General features: G+C 30.5%; 12 protein-coding genes. 6 read left to right on the forward strand and 6 right to left on the reverse strand.

All coding sequences use genetic code 11. The features are described 5' to 3' along the window. Positions 1 to 535 precede the first annotated feature (535 nt). From ACX6CF_RS22730 to ACX6CF_RS22745, 4 genes are all read left to right on the forward strand, one after another. Positions 536 to 2365, forward strand: coding sequence for a deaminase domain-containing protein (locus ACX6CF_RS22730; protein ID WP_458787669.1), 1830 nt, complete (start codon positions 536 to 538; stop codon positions 2363 to 2365). A 12-nt stretch (positions 2366 to 2377) separates the two neighbouring features. Continuing rightward, positions 2378 to 2839, forward strand: a complete 462-nt coding sequence (locus ACX6CF_RS22735; protein WP_458787670.1) for an SMI1/KNR4 family protein — start codon at positions 2378 to 2380, stop codon at positions 2837 to 2839. Between the two features lie 767 nt (positions 2840 to 3606). After that, positions 3607 to 5736, forward strand: a complete 2130-nt coding sequence (locus ACX6CF_RS22740; RefSeq protein WP_458787671.1) for a hypothetical protein — start codon at positions 3607 to 3609, stop codon at positions 5734 to 5736. 8 nt (positions 5737 to 5744) lie between these two features. Further along, complete coding sequence (locus ACX6CF_RS22745) at positions 5745 to 6230, forward strand: hypothetical protein (RefSeq protein WP_458787672.1); 486 nt, start codon at positions 5745 to 5747, stop codon at positions 6228 to 6230. A gap of 478 nt (positions 6231 to 6708) precedes the next feature. On the opposite strand, the gene ACX6CF_RS22750 is transcribed toward ACX6CF_RS22745, so the two are convergent. The 5 genes from ACX6CF_RS22750 to ACX6CF_RS22770 form a co-directional block, all read right to left on the reverse strand. Further along, on the reverse strand, positions 6709 to 12177 hold the full coding sequence (locus ACX6CF_RS22750) for a glycoside hydrolase family 66 protein (protein ID WP_458787673.1): 5469 nt from the start codon (positions 12175 to 12177) through the stop codon (positions 6709 to 6711). 40 nt (positions 12178 to 12217) lie between these two features. Further along, positions 12218 to 13882 carry a glycoside hydrolase family 66 protein gene (locus ACX6CF_RS22755; protein ID WP_458787674.1) on the reverse strand — a complete coding sequence of 555 codons (1665 nt, stop codon included), beginning with the start codon at positions 13880 to 13882 and terminating at the stop codon, positions 12218 to 12220. Between the two features lie 41 nt (positions 13883 to 13923). Further along, entirely contained in the window at positions 13924 to 14736 is an 813-nt protein-coding gene (locus ACX6CF_RS22760; RefSeq protein ID WP_458787675.1) for a carbohydrate ABC transporter permease, read from the reverse strand. 13 nt (positions 14737 to 14749) lie between these two features. Then, positions 14750 to 15631, reverse strand: coding sequence for a carbohydrate ABC transporter permease (locus tag ACX6CF_RS22765; protein ID WP_458787676.1), 882 nt, complete (start codon positions 15629 to 15631; stop codon positions 14750 to 14752). 183 nt (positions 15632 to 15814) lie between these two features. Beyond that, positions 15815 to 17167 (reverse strand): ABC transporter substrate-binding protein, encoded by a 1353-nt coding sequence (locus ACX6CF_RS22770; RefSeq protein ID WP_458787677.1) that lies wholly within the window; start codon positions 17165 to 17167, stop codon positions 15815 to 15817. Between the two features lie 244 nt (positions 17168 to 17411). On the opposite strand from ACX6CF_RS22770, the gene ACX6CF_RS22775 reads away from it, so the two are divergent. Both ACX6CF_RS22775 and ACX6CF_RS22780 read left to right on the forward strand, forming a co-directional pair. Continuing rightward, positions 17412 to 19217 carry a sensor histidine kinase gene (locus tag ACX6CF_RS22775; RefSeq protein ID WP_458787678.1) on the forward strand — a complete coding sequence of 602 codons (1806 nt, stop codon included), beginning with the start codon at positions 17412 to 17414 and terminating at the stop codon, positions 19215 to 19217. A 12-nt stretch (positions 19218 to 19229) separates the two neighbouring features. After that, complete coding sequence (locus ACX6CF_RS22780; RefSeq protein ID WP_458787679.1) at positions 19230 to 20828, forward strand: response regulator transcription factor; 1599 nt, start codon at positions 19230 to 19232, stop codon at positions 20826 to 20828. Here ACX6CF_RS22780 and ACX6CF_RS22785 read toward each other — a convergent pair. Further along, positions 20821 to 21241: hypothetical protein (locus tag ACX6CF_RS22785; RefSeq protein ID WP_458787680.1), on the reverse strand; the 421-nt coding region annotated here is incomplete at its 5' end. The two genes, ACX6CF_RS22780 and ACX6CF_RS22785, sit on opposite strands and share 8 nt — an antisense overlap.

Genomic DNA, 21241 nt, shown 5'->3' on the forward strand with positions numbered 1-21241 from the left:
TAAAATGAACCATATTACACTTTTCTTTCTTGTTGATTTCAATATTATTATGTTGTAATTATGCACAAGTTTAGTCTGGTTTTCGCATCTTATTTTGTTATATTTTGATTTCATATGCATTTTATCCCATAAAACGTGTCGTTCGTCAGGAATTGTTGAAAAATATTTTTTATAGTATTAACATTAAAACATACGAATATATCAAATATTATAAATTGATATACTTTTTTACCATTTTATAACATTTGATTGCTATTTAGTCTTATCTCAAGTAGTAATCATTTTTTCGGTACTTCATCTTGTTGACTTATTATAACTAGAATTTTATAAAACATTATGATAATATGGAGGTGAGATTATATCTGAATTAACAATACACTACCAAGAATTAAGTCGAAATGAAAGTAGAGTAAAAAGTATTGCATCTAATGTTGACAATGTAAAAGACCATTTTAATTCTATACATAATTCGTTGGACTGGGATATTAAATCACGTAATAGTATAGATAGTACTATGAGGAATCTATATCATGAATTGAGTAAACTTGAGGATGAAATCTTCAGGTTAGGAGATTTTATAAATTCATCAGGACAAGCATATAGTCAAGCTGAAGATAGTATTAGTAAGTTAGTTGGTTTAGACAATCTTACTATAAATTCTTCTATAAGTAGCAATGAGAATTCTAATTCTCCTACAGGTAACTATCCTTTTAAGGGTTTTGATTTCAGTTCAAGTATAAAACATTTACTTGACTTTTTCAGTAGGATAGGACAAGCAACTATTGATTTTTTTGTATTAGATGACCCAAGAAATGCTCTAAAAGCAGCTGATAGTTTTATTGATATGAAGCCTTGTACAGGTATTGCTTACAGAGCTGGGTTACCCTCTTATAAAAATATACTTATTGACACTGATTTTAATATAGCAGGCAATAGCCCTCTTATTAATAAATATGAAGGAAAATATACAGCAGTTGATAAAACAGATTTTGAATCAGTATTTTCTAATATATGGAATAACATCTGGTCTCATATTAAAAAGATAGGTGAGTTTTTTGCTCCTGTTTATGAAAATATGAAAGATTTATCAATAAAACACCAAGAAGCTATGAAAGAATTACCTAATGATATAGCTATACTAGATTATGAGCCATGGATGAGTACATTAAAGACTTTTTCTGATCCAGAAGATAAGTACAGGTGTGCAATTAGTAATATACCATCTTATAAAGAAGCTGGTCATGCAATGGTACTAGGATGGATGGCAACCGACCCAAGCAGCAGAGGGATAAATCCTAAGTATTACCCACAACTATTAGCTACACTTATGGTTTATAAAGATAAGGGAGCATTAACTCTAGAGCAGATAGATGCTAAATATCTTGAAATCTATAATCATAATGAGGAAGCTATAAAAAGGGCAGAAGAAAAGGAAAAAGAAGAGAACAGTAGTGTTTTAGATACTGCTATGGAGTGGACACATTCAGTCCTTGATATAGTTGGATGGGTACCATTTTGTGGTGATGTATGTGATCTAATTAATGCTGGATTATACTTATTACAGAATGATTTTGTGAATGTTGCTCTATCATGTATAGCTTTTATACCAGCTATTGGACAAGGAATAAAAGGAATACTTAAAAAGATATTTAGCGCAGGTGATGACGCTAAGGCTATAGCTAAAATATTATCTAAAATAGATAACCCAAAAGCTATTATTGAGAAAATAAAAGGCGCTTGCACCCATATAATTTCATGGTTAAAGAACTTGCCTAATTCCATTGATAATCTCCTTGATAGTCCTTTTATTAGTAAGATGCTAGGTGGAGCTAAAAAAGGTGTAAGTAAGATTATTGATGGTATATCATCTATGTTGGATAAATTTACTACTAAAATACAAGATATGGTTAATTGGATTGAAAAAAAATTAGGAAAACAAGTAAAAAAAACTTTTAGAACTGCAACAGAAAAAGATGTAGATGTAATTAATGACTTAAGAACAAAATATCATGCTGGAAAGAAAAGAAATGTAGCTACAGGAAAAGGTTGGATTGGAGATAATGAAATTAATTTAGAAAGCATTAGTGGTACATTCACTGATAATAATTACATAAATAAAGGAAATTTCAAACCACCTCAACCTGATAATTACCATTATAAAGGTCCTATACCAGAATATACTAATCATACCGAGCAAAAAATTATAGAACATTTAAAAGAAACATATAAGAACACCCCTAATATTAAAGGTAAAATAGAGATTATTTCTGAAAGACCATTTTGTGATAATTGTACCGATATAGTTGATCAATTTCAGAAAGAATTTCCTAATATTGAAGTTGTTCGCGTTGAAGTAATAAAATAAAGGAGGATATAAATGAAATACTTAAATGAATTTAGAAAAGTACTCACAACCGATGAAATACCTATGAATCCTTGTAAAAAAGAAGATTTGGATTTGATAAATAAAGCCTTGGTAGATAAAAAATTGCCAGAAGCATATATAGAATTTTTAAATCTAATGGGAAGAGGAACTAACCATACCTTTTTACGAGGACACTCTTGCTTTATGGATGAATTATTAGAATTAAATGAATGGGCAAATGAGTTGTTAGAAGAAAACGATGCTAAAGAAAAACTTAGTTCCAACGATTTTGTTTTTTGGATGAGTCAAGGCTGTATGTTCTGTTTTTTCAGACTAGATGAAGGAGAAAATCCACCTATATACTTTTATTCAGAAAGTAAAGCTGAAGAAGGAATATATAAGATTACAAATTCGTATACAGATTTTTTAGAAGGAATGTATAAAAAAGATAAGGATATTTTCAAGAAAATATAATGATTAATATTTCACCTTTAAGTTTTTCTAATAAAGGAGCTGGCTCATAGCCAGCTCCTTTACAACGTAATATTTACATAGTCTAATTTTATTAACTTTTACTCTTCTGAATTACCAAATAATCAACTATCATTGTTACCAGTAATTCTATAATTAATATTCATATTAGCCCCATCTCCAGTACTAACACTTCCACTATTTAGATAGATTATACCATAATCATTTAGATATACTCAACTATGTAAGTTTGGTGTTGATTTATTTATTAGAGGACTAAACGGATATGTGGTGAGTGTAATATGGTTCATTTTACACTTTTCTTTCTTATTGATTCAAACATTATCGCGTTGTAATTATGCACAAATTTTATCTGATTTCAGCATCTTGTTTTGTTATATTTTGATTTTATATGCATTTCATCCCATTAAACGTGTCGTTCGTCAGGATTTGTTGAAAAATATTTTTTATAGTATTAACATTAAAACATACGAATATATCAAATATTATAAATTGATATACTTTTTTACCATTTTATAACATTTGATTGCTATTTAGTCTTATTTCAAGTAGTAATCATTTTTTCGGTACTTCATCTTGTTGACTTATTATAACTAGAATTCTATAAGACATTATGATAATATGGAGGTGAGATTATATCTGAATTAACAATACACTACCAAGAATTAAGTCGAAACGAAAGTAGAGTAAAAAGTATTGCATCTAATGTTGACACTGTAAAAGACAATTTTAATTCTATACGTAATTCATTGGACTGGGATATTAAATCTAGAAATAGTATAGATAGTACTCTGAGAAATTTATACAATGAAATTAATAAACTTGAAGATGAAATCTTCAGGTTAGGAGATTTTATAAACTCATCAGGACAAGCATATAGTCAAGCTGAAGATAGTATTAGTAAGTTAGTTGGTTTAGACAATCTTACTATTAATTCTTCTATAAGTAGCAATGAGAATTCTAATTCTCCTAAAGGTAACAATCCTTTTAATGGTTTTGATTTTAGTTCAAGTATAAAACATTTACTTGACTTTTTCCGTAAGATAGGACAGGCAACTATTGATTTTTTTGTATTAGATGATCCAAGAAATGCTCTAAAAACAGCTGATAGTTTTATTGATATAAAACCTTGTACAGGTATTGCTTACAGAGCTGGGTTACCCTTTTATAAGAATATACTTATTGACACTGATTTTAATATAGTAGCCAATGACCCACTTATTAATAAATATGCTGCAAAATATACCACAGTGGATAAAACTAATGATTTTGAATCAGTATTTTCTAATATATGGAATAACATCTGGTCTCATATTAAAAAGATAGGTGAGTTTTTTGCTCCTGTTTATGAAAATATGAAAGATTTAGCAATAAAACATCAAGAAGCTATAAAAGAATTACCTAATGATATAGCTATACTAGATTATGAGCCATGGATGAGTACATTAAAGACTTTTTCTGATCCAGAAGATAAGTACAGGTGTGCAATTAGTAATATACCATCTTATAAAGAAGCTGGTCATGCAATGGTACTAGGATGGATGGCAACCGACCCAAGCAGCAGAGGGATAAATCCTAAGTATTACCCACAACTATTAGCTACACTTATGGTTTATAAAGATAAGGGAGCATTAACTCTAGAGCAGATAGATGCTAAATATCTTGAGATCTATAATCGTAATGAGGAAGCTATAAGAAGGGCAGAAGAAAAGGAAAAAGAAGAGAACAGTAGTGTTTTAGATACTGCTATGGAGTGGACACATACAGTCCTTGATATAGTTGGATGGGTACCATTTTGTGGTGATGTATGTGATCTAATCAATGCTGGATTGTACTTATTGCAAAACGATTTTCTGAATGTTGCTTTATCATGTATAGCTTTTATTCCAGCTATTGGACAAGGAATAAAAGGAATACTTAAAAAGATATTTAATGCAGGTGATGACGCTAAGGCTATAGCTAAGATATTATCTAAAATAGATAACCCAAAAGCTATTATTGAGAAAATAAAAGGCGCTTGTACCCATATGATCTCATGGTTAAAGAACTTACCTAATTCCATTGATAATCTCCTTGATAGTCCTTTTATTAGTAAGATGCTAGGTGGAGCTAAAAAAGGTGTAAGTAAGATTATAGATGGTATATCATCTATGTTGGATAAGTTTACTACTAAGATACAAGGTACAATTGATAATGTTGTTGAGAAGATTGAGAAAAAGCTTGGTAAAACTACAAGCAATGTTGATTTAAATACCTCTGATAGCATTAAAAATATTATTAACGAAAATGGATATTCCACTGATGAATTTGCTGAATTACTACATCCTGATAGAGTGTTAAATGATAATGAAAAAGCAATAGTAGATTCTATAAGGAATCAGATAGGAATACCATCTGCTGATACAACAATGTCAAAGATTGTACCACAAAGTGATATTTATAATTATTTATATAATCCAGAATATAATGGTGTAAGAGGTTTTACAGCAGTCAAAGAACATGGAGTAAACATAAAAACATTGCCTGAAAAATTTGAAGGCGCTAGATTAGATTATGATAATACTTCTTTTAAAGTTACAAATGGAGTGGATGGAATATCAATATCCACAGGAGCACCAGATAAATTCTATGGAACTATAGAATATACAGTTGGTGATTCTAATAAATTATCTATTCCAAATTGGGAACCAACAGTAGATAATTATCCTTTTACAGGTAAAGGGTTCACTGGCAGTAAAAATATTGTATTACCAGAATACTATCAAGACCCAAGAGAATTCGTTAATGGAGATATATTTAAAATAGTAGATAGTAAAACTGGAGAAGTATCCCAACAATTTATATTCGATAAAAAAATCAAATGGATTGAATTAAAGTGAGGTATAAAATGAGTAAAAATTACTGTTTGTACAAAAACAAAACATATTTATTAAATATTACCAATAACATCCTTGAATTAACTAGTAATGATATTATAGATATTAACATAGGATTTAAAGAATATATTGATGTGTTAGGTAATAAGCATCGTAATATATTAGTTAAGAATGTGGATATAGATGAAATTGAATTCGCATACGAATTGAAATATAAGGTAATGTATAAAGGAATAGAATTCGAACCATGGGCTATAGGACAGTTCATATTAGAAAATAATACATTATCTTTATTCACCCAAGACACTAATATAGCAAACCAATATAATTTTACAAAAAAGGAACAATTCGTATTTAAAAAAGATATTTTATTAGATGAAGTAGATGCTCTTATTGAAATAAAAAAACCTATACTAAAATTTAAGTATCTTGATAAAGTAATTTTAAATATTAAGAAAGAAGATATAGTTGATTATTTAAGCAAAGTAGATTTTTGAAATAAGTATAAGGTTATTCATAACCGTTCTACTAGATAAAATAGTCGATTAAAGATATACAATTAAATTAAGTGATTAAAGGACGAAAAATGAAAAACAATAATCGTGAGTTCAAAATACTGGCTTATTATATTCTCAATATCATTTGTTTTAGTACTACTTTTAACAGTGATAGAATTAATAATAGGTAATGAAGTTATGATTCAAGAAAAATTATATATGTTTATCTCTTTGGTATTTTGTATATTTATCATTACATTATTAATAAGTCTGATTAGATATACAATAAGGGATTTTAGAGAATCCAATAAAAAGGGTAAGCTACTTATTGTTATATTACTTATTCTATTTACATTGAAAGCTATAATGGAAATATTAAAGTCTAGATAATATACTTACATATCTAAAATAAAGGAGCTGGCTCATATAGCCAGCTCCTTTACAACGTAATATTTACATAGTCTAATTTTATTAACTTTTACTCTTCTGAATTACCGAATAACCAGCTTTCATTGTTACCAGTAATTCTATAATGAATATTCATATAATCTGTTTCTTGCATACCTGAACCATTATCTAGTCCTAATGCGATCTTCATATTAGCCCAATCTCCAGTATTAACACTTCCACTTGAAAGCTCTGATAGTGGAATAACCATTTCTATTCTACCAGAAGTATTTTCCCATTGAGGTGCAATAACACTAGTGATTTGTTTATCCAACTGCCAATTATTATTAGAATCTACATTGTATGCTGAGTAATTGGAATCATCGCTTCTTCTAGTAACCATGTATCCATAATCTCTATCTAATGTTGTACCGTAGAAACTGTTGTTAGTAGTACTAATGCTTCCATTACTAAAATCTTGTGAGTAAACAGAAACTACGAACTTGTCACCATTTACGTTATACTTAGGTAAAGTATTTCCTACATTGTCAATTCTAATATACATATTATTATCGTCATTGGAAATATATATTTTTTCAATATCTCTTGTTGAATTACCAGCAGTATTATCACCTATTTTGTCTAAATAGTAAGGTATATATGTCCATTGATGCCAATCTGATATAGTGTCATAGGCATTACTTGTATCTCTGCATCCATCATGAACATTAACAGTATATCTAGCACCTGCGTTATATTGATTTGGTGTAATACGCATATCAAATTTATCTTCGTAAGTTAGAGCAGTCATAATATATGCAGCTCCTGTAATAGGCTCTATCATAGTACTGATAATTGGTTTTAATGTAACATTAGAAACAGCTTCTCCTTGTGGTGCATAACCTAATGCAGTTCTATCAGCAAACCATTCTAGACGTCTTAGAGCATTGTCTCTTAGAGAATCATAACCGCTGAAAAGTTCCATCATGGCTACCCACATAGTCATCTGTGGCCAAGAAGGCTCATCTTCAAATGCCTCCACTCCACCTGGATCCCAAGAATTCTTGCCTGAATAGAAACTATCTCCTTCATATCTTGTTACACCATATGTGTCATGAGATATGGTATTAGTAACTTTATTATAATGGTCATAAGCACGCTTTGACATCATATCAATAACACCATAAGTAACTAAAACATCACTTGAAGCATCTACTGTTGTTCTTGGTGTATTATTAAGGTTAACAGCTCTATTGTAATATCTATTATTAGGGTCTGTCTGGTTCCATAATCCTGGTTCTGAATCTGTAGAACTTCTTTGTATAGCTGAACGTATAGAACTTGCAGCACCATTATAATTATCTGCCAAAGACTGTAGTCCTTTAGCTTTTGCCATTTCTTGAGCAGCATCTAAACCAGCTGCATATAGAGCTTCTGTAAATGCATTATATTCTATTTGCTCTTCCCATATAGAACAATCTGCTTTACCAAAACCATTGGAATCAATGTGGTTCATTGCAAAATCTGCTGACCTTCTATAATCTTCCCATATATTGTTTAGGAAGTTAGTTTTAGCTGGTTCATCCAGACTCTCATAATGTCTAAAAGCTCCTACTAGGAACATACCTATAGAATCATACTCCGGTTCAACGAAAGATACTGGGTCATTATTCCATATCCAATAACAAGTCCAGAAAGTACCTGGTTTTCTCCAATCACCATGATCAATCTTTATTTGACGATCTGCAAGCCAATACCAATAGTATTCAGCTTCATCAGTATGACCTGAAGCATCTAGTGACATAGCTGTAACAGCTGAATCCCTTGCCCATACCTTATAAGAATAAGCTGATGGATTAGTTGTAGCTGGAAGTGATGCAAATTTTGCTACATCTTTTACACCGTCATTATATGTTCCAGGTACAATTGATTGCTTTAATGCTACAGATATATTTTCATAACAATAATTTAATTTTGGCTGATTAAAGTTTACAGATTCACCTTCATTCAACCAATTTGAATAATTAGTTTCCATAGCATTCATCCAATAGCTTCCATTTTGTCCTGTTGCTGTATCAATGGCATTTTGAATTTCTATATTATCTTTACCTATTGCTATATAAAAATATATATCAGTTGATTCTTGTGATTGTAAAGTAACCGACTTAGTAAATGCAGTTGAAATATCTTCTCTGCAAGTCACGGAATCATTATTTTTCAAAGTACCATCGTTATTAAAAGTATGCCATGGTGAACAAATATTACTATTTGTATTTGATTCTGTATCATCTGCCACTTGGTAGTCATTGATAGTTGATTCTAATGTACCATGAGCTACATAATACTGTCCTGCTCCACTCATATCTATAGTCGTTACTTTCTTGGTTGAATCATAAGAAGCTGTTATATCATTACTACTATGATTATCCACATGAAGCATATCCATGATATTATAAGTTTTTTCACTTCCTGTATTATTCTTAACAGTATATCTTACAACCATGAAATTCTCATTAGGTATCGCAGCATAATCTCTTGATATCTCTGGAGACATTTTTTCTCCTGCATAAGTTTCATAATCAGTATGGAAAATACCATCATCACCAAAATGACCTGAAGCTCTGAAATTACTTCCAGTTGTATATACCTTGTTATCAGTTTCATCTCTAAAGAACATGCTGTAATTCTTGATTTCATTTCTATTATAATCATCAGAATCTGTTTTTTCGTAGAATCTTAATTCATATATAGAAGGACCATCAGTGAATAGAGGTTTTGTCAGATTGTTTTGAGTTTCTTTCCATAGGTATACTGAATCCTTCCAGTTATTCATATATACCCCTCTAACAGTCTCAGATAACTTAGTAACACGCATATTATCTAAATTTATGGAACCGACATATTCATGAGTGACTAACACTACTAATCTATGTCTACCTGGTAATAGATGTACTCCTTTTTCAGCTATTCCCCAAGTATCCCAATCTGATAATGGTTGGAATGATATTTTACCTTTGTTTTGATTATCAACAATAAGTTCTCTACTGCACTCACTACCTGTTGCATTAGCATATGAGAAGCTTAATGTATAATCTCCTTCTTCTTCAACTTCTATGTCAAATGAAACGCTATCCCATGTTTCTCCATAGGAGTCAACAAATCCTGATCCTGTGTAACCATTATGATCAGTATTAGTACTTACATCTTTTTTGATGGAATCTTCTGCTTCATATATTGATGGTTCACTCTCATTACCATATGTAAAATAAATCATGTCCCAATATTTTAACTCAGGAACTGTAAAACTAATATACTTACCAACACTATCTGTACCTGTAGTGAATGAAAGATTCTCTGTCATACAATCATTTCTATCTGGACTAGCCATATATAGGTTAGATACTGATTTATGATAAGGTATATAATATTTTACTTGAAGATTGGTTTTAGTCATTGGGTCATCAGTAGCATCTCTCCAATTAGTATTAGTTTCTGATGTTAAATTAATTAAATGCAATATACCATAGTCATCATTTTTTGTCTTTGGTATAAACCATATATTACCACTTTTCCCTGAACCAGTAACACTTTCATTATCAATACTGATTGTTTGTGTTCCTCCATCAACAGGATTAATATCAGGGTCATATAGAAGATTTTCATAAGCAGTAATAAAGTCATAATGATTTTGCATTTCTTCTTCTAAATCATTTCTCATCATTTTAAAAGCTTTTGGATAATATGGATGACCTAACATAACACAGTCACTATAATTACTTGTTCCATTAGCCATACTTAGACCAGTTCCCATTTCTATGTGCATAGCACCTGATGCAGCTATGGCTGAATCTGTTAAACGTACAGACGCTTTACTAAAAGTTCCAAGTGTAACACTATCCATACGGATATCTCCAGCATTTTCACTATCTTGCTGAACTTTTATACTATGATTTCCTGCTGTAAGGTATAAAGTTTTTGGATCTGTAAAAGCTGCTTCATTAGAATAATTAGACCAGCTTGGACTAGCAGGCATTAATCCAGTTCTAGTCAGGTCAAAATAAGCTGTCATAACTTTTTCATTATCAATATAAATATTTTTATCTGCTCTTGATGAAGCTCCATTAGAGAATCTGATTACTAATGTATACACACCATCTTCTGGAACTGAAATATTAAAATCAACATTATCACCTATGCTATCAAATCCAGTGATATAAGTTGTACCATTGTCATTTCCATTTGTTAATCCATTTGAAATCGCATTTTCGGCTTCGTATAAAGTTCCAACATTACTATGTTGATTCATATAAGCTGCTAGAACCATTGTTTTTCCACCATCTGTCAATCTCTGCCATTCAATATATTTTTTCAAACTATCATATGTAGGTGAATTCTGCCAGATTTCACTGAATTGAAAATCAGTATCCGCATTATTCATAATATCCCATGTAGAGAATTTATCATTTGGTGGTACTGCTCCATTAACTGCATTCATTGTCACATAATTTTTACTGCTATTGTTACTGGTTAATGCTTCTTTTGAATCATTAACAAAATCTGAGAATGTTTTACTAAGGTCAACGTAATTACCCCAGTAATCATAATAATTAATGTTTCCCCAGAAATCACCCATTTGGTCTATTTGGATACCATCAAAACCTAAACGGTTAACAGCTAACGTATATTGATTATTCATGAAATCCTGCCAATCCTTATTAGCTGGATTCATGGCAAATAATATAGGTGCTGGACTTCCTTCAAGTGGGAAAATCAATTGATCTATATTATTAATAGTTGATGGGTCATCTTTACTATAACTAATGTTATAATCTTTGTTTTTGTAGAGTCCCCATTCCTTTTTAGCTCCATAATCTTCATAATCTTCACGTACCATATATGCCATTTGATAAGCCATAGCACTTTGGTTAAGGGCATGTCCCTTATCAATTCTATTTTGAAGAGTTGTTTCACTGATAGTATTATTAAATAAATCTATCCATGTATTTCCACTATCAGGGAAATTCATATCATGTCTATACATCCAATCATAATACTGGACTACATTGATATTATAATCTTTTGCCAGCTGTTCTATCATGGTATTACTTTCATCTTGTGTTTCCCCAACAGGAAAATCTACAGAATATCCATATCTAGGATATCTTGTAAAATCATTTGATACGTCCACTCCAGTTGTAACCTCAACACCATCACCTATATCTGATGATATAAGATATCCTGTGTAATTATTCTGTGGTGCTGTCCATGTTACCGTATGTGTAGTAGTCGTATTAGGCTGAACATCAACAACTGAACTATAAGTATCTACGATATTCTCTAAATGATATATATTAGTTGTTACTGTTTTTGATACCGCCACACTTTCTGGGTTATCTATTTTGATAGAAATGGTCACATTATCCCCAGTATTATATCTCGCTTTATCAACGCTAACTTCTGTTATTGCACAATTATCCGCAGCAAATGCAATATTACTAGTAGTATTTATTGTTAATAAAAGTAAGCTAAGAGATAAAAATAAACTCATGAATTTTTTCATCTTTTTCACTCCTCATTTTCATATATAGTATCTAACACATCTATTTAAGTCTTACTACTATAACTGTCCAAATATCTAGTCGTTTAAGGTTGATTGATAATATATTCCCTCGTTCTCCAGCAACTATGTTGTAAGGGCATTTAACAGGTATAGTTTTTTCTGGTGAAGAAATATAAACATTTTTTACTTCTTTTTCTACTTGAATCTTTAGTTTCATATCAGAATTTCTGGTTGGTTCCTCTTTTCCCTTATTCCATATCACATCATTTCCTTTCAAATTAATCAATGAGATTAGTTTTGTGTCATGGCTCTCTCTAATAATTGTCCATATTTTATTAGAATCAGCAGTTGCACTAAAATCATCACCTTCAAAAACGTATTCCTCATTATCTCCATAAGCATGTGTCATAGATACGTCTATAAGGTTCCTATCATAGAACAAATCTGAATATCTAATCATAAAATCATAGTACTTCCTTATTTCACTAAATAGATTATCACTTATTTTATAGTAATCCACATAGTAACCTTGAGTTAATATACCTTGATTTTCACCAAGTATCAAATGATATGCTCCATTAGCAATAATTGCAGCTGTCAATATTTTCAGAGCATAAGCCCCTGTTTCTTCACCTTCATCCATAAAAGGTTTCAAATAAGCAGCTAGAATAATAGGTTTATCTGTCTCTCTTCTAGCATCTCTAATTATGGATTGTATATGATTATAAGTGCTATAAGGATCCCATACTTCTATATAGACCATATCTTGATTAGCATGACAAGTAGAACTAACAGGCCAATTCCCTACATTATTAAATATTAAAGTAACATCCTCTTTCACCTTGCTTAACTGTTTCTTTGTATTATTAATCAATATAGGAAATTCTTTTTCTAGATTAACTATGTGCTCATCATTCAACTTACTTATTGCTTTTTTAGGATAACCGTAAGTATCCATATGAATACCATCAAAATCCAGGCATCTAATAGTTTTTTCATATTCATTGATGATATGACTATGCCAAGGAGATTTTTCTTCAATATTCATAATTATGAATTTATCAATAAAAGATATAGGCTGCTTATTACTACCATATAATGCCTCTTCTTTATGTTCTTCATAAAATGGTTTGCTGGCTGCATAAACAGCACCATAGGCTATTGCTTTCATTCCATTTTCATGACATAAATCTATTTTACTTCTGATTGCTTGCAGTGATATTTTTTTACCCATCAAATCAATATAATTTGCTTCCTCATTTACTAGATCATCATGTCTATACATCCAATCATAGAATTGTACCATATTGATATGAAGTTTTTTCAGTGATAATATGTCTGCATCATCTAATACATCTTTTGATTCAAACTCACTAAGAAAACCATATCTTGGAGAATCCTTGTGACTTGTGACTACATCAACAGCGGTTGAGTAAGTTGCAACAATCTTTTCATCGTCGAAAATATTTATATCCACACCATATCCATTTACTTTTAGAGGTTCTATTTCTATTACCGAATTTTCGTTTCTATTATTTACTGATTTGGTAATAGATAAGTATTTTTCATCTAAGTGAGAAATCACTAGTGAAATACAAATATCAATGGGATTAACATTTTGTTTCCATTCTATTATAATTTCTATAGTTTCCCCTTCTAAATATTGAGCTTTATTCGGGTAAATATCTTGTATCAAGTCTTTCATAATATCACCTTTCATTTTTATGTAATTTAGCTATTACTTGTTTATCCTTTTACAGAACCCGCAGTAATACCTTTAATAAAATATTTTTGGAAGATAATAAATATTACAACTGCTGGTGCTAAACCAATCATTGCTGCCGCTGCCATTAGATGCCACTTTGCTCCATATTGTTGATAGAACATGGAAATAGCGAGAGGAATTGTTCGCATTGATTGTTTTTGAAGGAAAAATATAGCTTGAGCATAATTATTCCATATATTCAATCCATTAATAATGATGACTGCTGATGTAACCGGCTTCAATATTGGAAAAACAATTCGCCAGAAAGAACCTATCTTAGTACAACCATCAATTATTGCTGCTTCCTCAATGTTTATAGGTAATCCTCTAATAAATCCTGTGAATAAGAATACTGAAAAAGGTAAAGCGTTAGCAGCACATACCAATATCATTGCCCAGTGTGTGTTAATTCCACCTATTTTAATCATCAATGTGTATAATGGTACTGTATTGATAATCCCTGGAATCATCATACAACCTAACATTAAGTAGAATATTATTCTATTGAATTTATTGTTTACTCTAGCAATAGCGTATCCGGCCATACTAGCAAATGAAACAATGACTCCTACTGATCCTAGGGTAATTATTAGGGAATTAATAATTGAGCGACCCATTTTAGCCTTTTCCCAAGCTGCACCAAAATTCTCAAAGTATGATTTTGGAAGGAGAATTAATTCTTTTGTAAAGTTCATTGATGCTGGTGTAAATGCTAATAAGCTAAGAATATAAAAAGGAAATAATGCAAGTAATGTAATTATTATTATAACTAGAATTCTTAAAAATTTTTTCAACTATGTCGCCCCCTTACGCATCATACTCTTTTGATTTCATGAATTTCAGCGATAACAATACTGGTAATAGAATGATTAAAAATAGAATGACTGCAACTGCGGTTGAGTATCCAGTAAAACTACCATAACACATTCTCATGATATAAATACTTAATGACTCTGTACTATATCCTGGTCCTCCGTCTGTTAATGCCATAATTATTTCAAATACTGATAACGAACCTATAATGTTAGTTATAACATTAATCTTGATAGGCTGAATCATCATAGGAAGTACTATATATCTAATCCTTTGACGGTAAGTAGCTCCATCAATCTTACCTGCTTCATGCATCTCTTCAGGTATAGCTTGTAATCCCGCTAGATAAACTACCATCGTCATTCCTACAAACTGCCATACATTAACTACAATGATAACCCACAAAGCCATATATCTATTTCCCATCCAATTGGAATTAGAAACACCAAGACCTATTCTTTCAAGAGTTGCAAATAAAAAGCCTCTTTGTGGTTGTAAAATAAAGTACCAGATGTAACCCATAATCAATGGGCTGACAACTGCTGGTAAATAAACAATGGTTCTTACTATACCTTTACCTTTGAATTTACTATCCAATAATAAAGCATATAGAAAACCGAATATATTCAATAGTGGAGCACTTCCCAAAGCAAAAAGAACAGTGTTTATTACGTCATTCTTAGCTCGACTATCATGAAAAAAATCAATGAAATTCTTTAATCCTATAAAATTGGCTTTTGACATACCATCATAATCTGTTAAACTTAACCCAATACCCTTAATCAACGGATATATGAAAAATATAAAGAATAATATAAAAGCTGGTAATATCATAAAATTATGTAATTTAGAAACTATCTTATTTCGAATAATCACTCCGTCATCACTCCACATTAATTATATTACTATATATTGAACTTAATCATTTATACACCCATTTCAATAAGTTCAATATATTTTCTTTGATTTTATAAGTTGAATAGAATGCTTATCTACAACAACAGAAACATAGGGGGCTGCCTATTGTTTATGGTACAACTTAGTACAGCCCCTAAATAACTAGTTAGATGCATTCCATGCTTTATCCCAAACTGCTTTATAAGCTTTTGCAAAATCCATTGAAGTCGCATATTGTCCTGCATATAATTCTTGAACCATTCTTCCTGCATCATCACCTGAGAATCCTGAAGGACACTCATTGGTAAATCCAATATTTACACCATTTTCTAGTGCTGTATTAACTTGTTCTTTTATTGGACCCCAATCTGCATCAACATCTTTAAATGCACATGGTGATTTAATAGATTCACTATATTTTTTTAGATTCTCTGCCCCGAATAAATAATCCAAAAATACTTTTGCTTCTTCTGGATGTTTTGAAGCAGAAGTAATAGCATAAGCAGAGTCTTCAGCACTTAAGATTACTGGTTTAGTTGAATCCGCTATTGCTGGATAAGGCATGAATCCAATACTCTCAGCCATATCTGGGCTTTTCTCTAATATACCACTAAGTGCCCACATACCTTGGCTAATGACAGCAGCTTCACCATTAGAGAACATTTCAACTTGATTATCATAAGTTGCAGTTAAGAAATCACTATTGAATAGTTTTTTATCTCTTCCGCTTATTATTGCAGCTGCAAAACTATCCATTGGTCCACCTTCAGCACCAAATTGAAGTTTTTCATCATCATTAGCTAAAAATGCTTTTTTGGAATCAGTGACACCATAAGTCTGCTTAACAACTCCATGAGCCATGAACTCTACTAGATGTCCTAATGTCCATGAGTCCTTTCCAGCCATAAAAAGTGGTACAACATCTGATTTGTTTTCTTTTATCTTAGCTAGATCTTCTTCAAACTCTTCCCAAGTTTTTGCTTCATCTAAACCTAATTCATCAAAAATTGCTTTGTTGTAGAATAGACCAGCCATAGTCATATTACTTGCAACTCTGTATTGTTTACCACTCTTAACATCTGTACACATGTCTTTTATTGCTGGCTGAATACGATCCCACCATACTTCATTAGATAAATCTAAGTATTTACCTTGATCGATGTACTCTTGTGCAACTACTGTAGTAATATCTGGTATATCACTGGATGCAAACTTGACTTTGATAACATTACTTGCATCCTTTTGAAACTCCTGTTCCACTACGATGTCAGGATGTGATTTATTGAAATTATCAATAATTTCATTCATCAAATCCACTGTTTCAACTTTTCCTGTAAAGAATTTAATATGTACAACATCTTTCTCTTGCTCTGATTCAGGTTCTTTTTGATCTTGGTCCACATCATTTTGTTTTACTGGAGTATTATCCACAGCTTCGTCTTTTTCTTTTGTAGTACATCCAGTAAATAATGAAAAAGTCATGATAACTAGTAACAAAGATATAAATTTTTTCATAGTTTTGTAATCCCCCATTTTCTTATTAATTTGGAAATTTGATAATTCCCATTATTATTGCTGTAATTTCATTGTATATCCACATTATAAAAAAATAAATACCCTATATTTTAGATAATGGTATGTTTTTTTTATATATAATCTATAAAATAAAAATAATATGGTATAATTAATTAGTAATTTTTTTGGATTAATTAAACTATCCATTCAAATAAGAAATAAAAATTTATAGGAGTATGATAGAATGAAAAGAATAAGTTGGAATTTTTCGTTAAAACTTTTTATATGTACCGCACTACTTACGTTGACATCTATTTTATTTGTATCTATATACTCTTATAATAAATATAGTACAAGTATTATGGAACAATCTTCAGAAAAAGTCCAACAGATAGTTGAATTAACCTCTCTGAATATTAGAACATATTTAGATGACCTATATAGATTATCCTTATCGCCTTACTATGACCAAGATGTTATGGATGCCTTAGATAAAACAATTGATGACTCTGACTTAAAAACTCTTTATAGAACTAGAACAATTGAAGATTTTCTTGAACAGATTTTAATCATTCCAAGAAAAGATATATTAAGAGTATTCATATTGACTGATGAAGTCTACAAAGGCGAACGTATAACTTCAACAATAAAATCTAATCAAGATTTTACTAAATATCATTGGTACAAGAAAGCTCTAGAAAAAAAGCAACCTATATTTGTCTCAGCTCATCTGGAACAGATTATCAAAAATCCTAAGAATATAGTTTTTTCCATAGTAAGTATTTTGAGAAGTACAAGGAATACTGATAAAATTCTAGGAGTGATTAAAGTAGATGCTAACTATTCAGGTATTAGCGATATCTGTAATAAAGTGGACTTAGGGAAAGATGGCGGTCTTATAATTATGGATGCTAATCAGCAAGTTATATTCTCTAATGTACCTCATTTAACTTGTGACAATATATATAATATATATGCTGAAACCTATAATGATAAAAATCCTTACACTACCATTAAATGTAATAACAAAGGATATCTAGTCAATAAGAATGTTATAGAAGATGCTGATTGGACTATAATAGGTATTACATCATTATCAACTATCAATGAAAAAATATCAGATGTACGAAAAAGTGCATTCATAGTTACTTTAGTCAGTTTTATATTTGCACTATTACTTATAATATTATACCTATACATGTTCCTTAGACCATTGAATAAGATTATAATCAACATACATAAAATTCAAGATGGAGACCTTGATGTTATATTCCCTATAAAATCTAATGATGAATTAGGCTATCTATCAAGTTCCTTGAACAACATGGTCGGTGAACTCAAGAAAATGTTTAAGGAGAATCATACATTAGTCCGTGAAATATATGAAGCTAAATATCTTCAGAAAGAAGCTCAGATCAATACTCTGTTCAACCAAATACAACCACACTTTATACATAATACTCTAAATATGATAAGTATGTTGATTCAGTCTGACAACTTACCTGGAGCAGTTACTACCATTAACAAACTAAGTATCATATTACGAGGACTAACACATATGGATAAAGAAATTACTCTTTCAGTTGAGTTACAATTACTAGATGCATATTTAACAATACAAAAAAATAGATTCAATGATAGGTTAAATTATATCATTGACATAGATGATAATCTGAATAATTATATAATTCCCGCTCTTCTTTTGCAACCTGTAGTTGAGAATTCTGTTATTCATGGTTGCGAAGCGAAAAAGGAAACAACAACTATTGAAATAACAAATTCCATAACAGAAAATAATGTAATATTTATAATAAAAGATGATGGGGTTGGTATGACAGAAGTTATGTTGATGAAATTAAAACAAAAGTTAGATTCTGAACAAGAAATTGGAGCAAGTTTTAATCTATCTGAAAAGGGTAATGGTATTGCATTGATTAATGTAAACAGACGTATTAAAATCAAATATGGTATGGAATATGGTATTGAGGTTGCTAGTAAGGAAGGCATAGGTACTACAGTTAAGATAATTTTACCGAAGACATCATTATAGGGAGGTTTAACCATGTATAAATTATTAATTGTTGAAGACGAACAATTAACAAGGAATTTCTTAAAACAGATTATTCCAAAATTATGTGATAAGTGGGAAATTGTTGGTGATGTAATGGATGGTGTAGATGCACTTGAAGTATTAAAAAATCATTCTGTCGATTTAGTTTTAACCGATATAAAAATGCCAGTGATGGACGGAATAGAATTATGCAAACACATCAATGATCTTTATCCAAAAATCCGTTGTGCTATATTATCAGGTTATGGAGAATTTGATTATGCAAAATCCGCTATTAAGTATAATGTCAGCAGTTACTTATTAAAGCCAATAATAAATGATGAATTAAAAAATATGCTGGAATCTGTAGCCGATATATGCTGTAAAGAGCAATGCGAACAACTTAAATACAATGACCTGATTGTGGCATCCAATAAATATAAAGAGGCTATTGTAGCCAAATTTTTAAAAGCTGTCATTACAGGTTCTCATATGGAAATTCAATCCCTTTATCCCATACTATATGATTTAAACATTAATTTAATTGATGCTGAAGGTATAATCCTTATGATGCAAATTACAGAAGATATATTGATTGAAAATAATATTAAAATATCTAATTTAATTCTTTTGAAATTATTGCTTTTCAATACAGCTAAAAAACAAACTAAGAATACATCTGTAAAAGTATTTATAGATTCTAATGAAAATACAGTATTACTTATTCCTGTTGGGGAAGAAGAAGATTCAACTAAGGTAATTATGGATATCTATAAAAAAATTGATGATGTCTATTACGAAGAAACCAACTTGCATATATTTTCTATAGCAGGTACTAAAGAAAATGAATTACTTCAATTGAATATATCCTATGAAAATTCAAAAAAGGCATCTTTGCAAACTTTATTCAGTAAAGCTGAACCGAGTAATATTCAAATATATTCACAACAATTCTATCATGAATACATTAAAACTTTACATAGTTACATGGCTAATTTAATCTACACAATTCATAATAATGATGTAGTCAATCTAGAAGTACTATCTAAAGATATAGGGAATTTCTTGTATGAGCAAATAAATGATTGCTATTTATTAAAAGCACTCAATTATATAATAAATCAGTTAAAAATTAATCTTCCTCTTAATGAAGATATCATCAATAAAATCTATATGGTATTAATAGATTCTAAAGGTAGCTTTACGGACAAAAAAAGCATATCCATTTTTATAACTAATCTGTCTAACATAATAATTGAGAATCTACACAAAAAGAATTCAATGTGTGATGAGAACCTACTTATAGAACAGACTAAACAATTCATCTATAAACATTATATGGAACCCATTAGTTTATCCCTTATCGCAGATGAATTATGTATATCTTATTCTTACTTAAGCAATTTATTTCACGAACTTGAAGGACAATCCTATATAAAATTCCTGACAGAAGTGAGACTGAAACATGCAGCCAACTTATTAAAGAACAATGAATTAAAGCTTGATTATATTACTAAAAAAGTTGGCTATATAAGCGTAAAACACTTCAGCTATGTTTTCAAAAAATATTACGGTATTTCACCTGGAGAATATAGAAAAAGTTTTAAATAAATTCACCAATAACATTAACAGGAATATCAACCATTTGTTTTAATTCTTCAAGATGCTTTTTATTCATTGCCAAAACAGCACAAGTAGCAGGTCCAGCCGATTTATTTACATCAAGACTAATAGCTTCATGTCCTTTGAATACTACATTACCAGTTTTAGCCATTTCCATTGCTTCATATTCAATACCTTTTGAACCAACTGGCAAAACATCTTCTATAAAATCAAGGCTCTTAATTTTCTTAAGAATATTTAGTGTCATAATCTCACCTTTATCGCCTACTACTTCGTTGCCGACTTTTGGAATTCCAACAGCAACTGCTATATTACCCGCTTTTGCTTTCGGATAGTTCCACGTATCCCTGCTAACTTTTCCTATAACGGTTAATCCTATTCCTGTAACTGTAACAGGAATA

The sequence above is a fragment of the Vallitalea sediminicola genome (assembly GCF_054408565.1).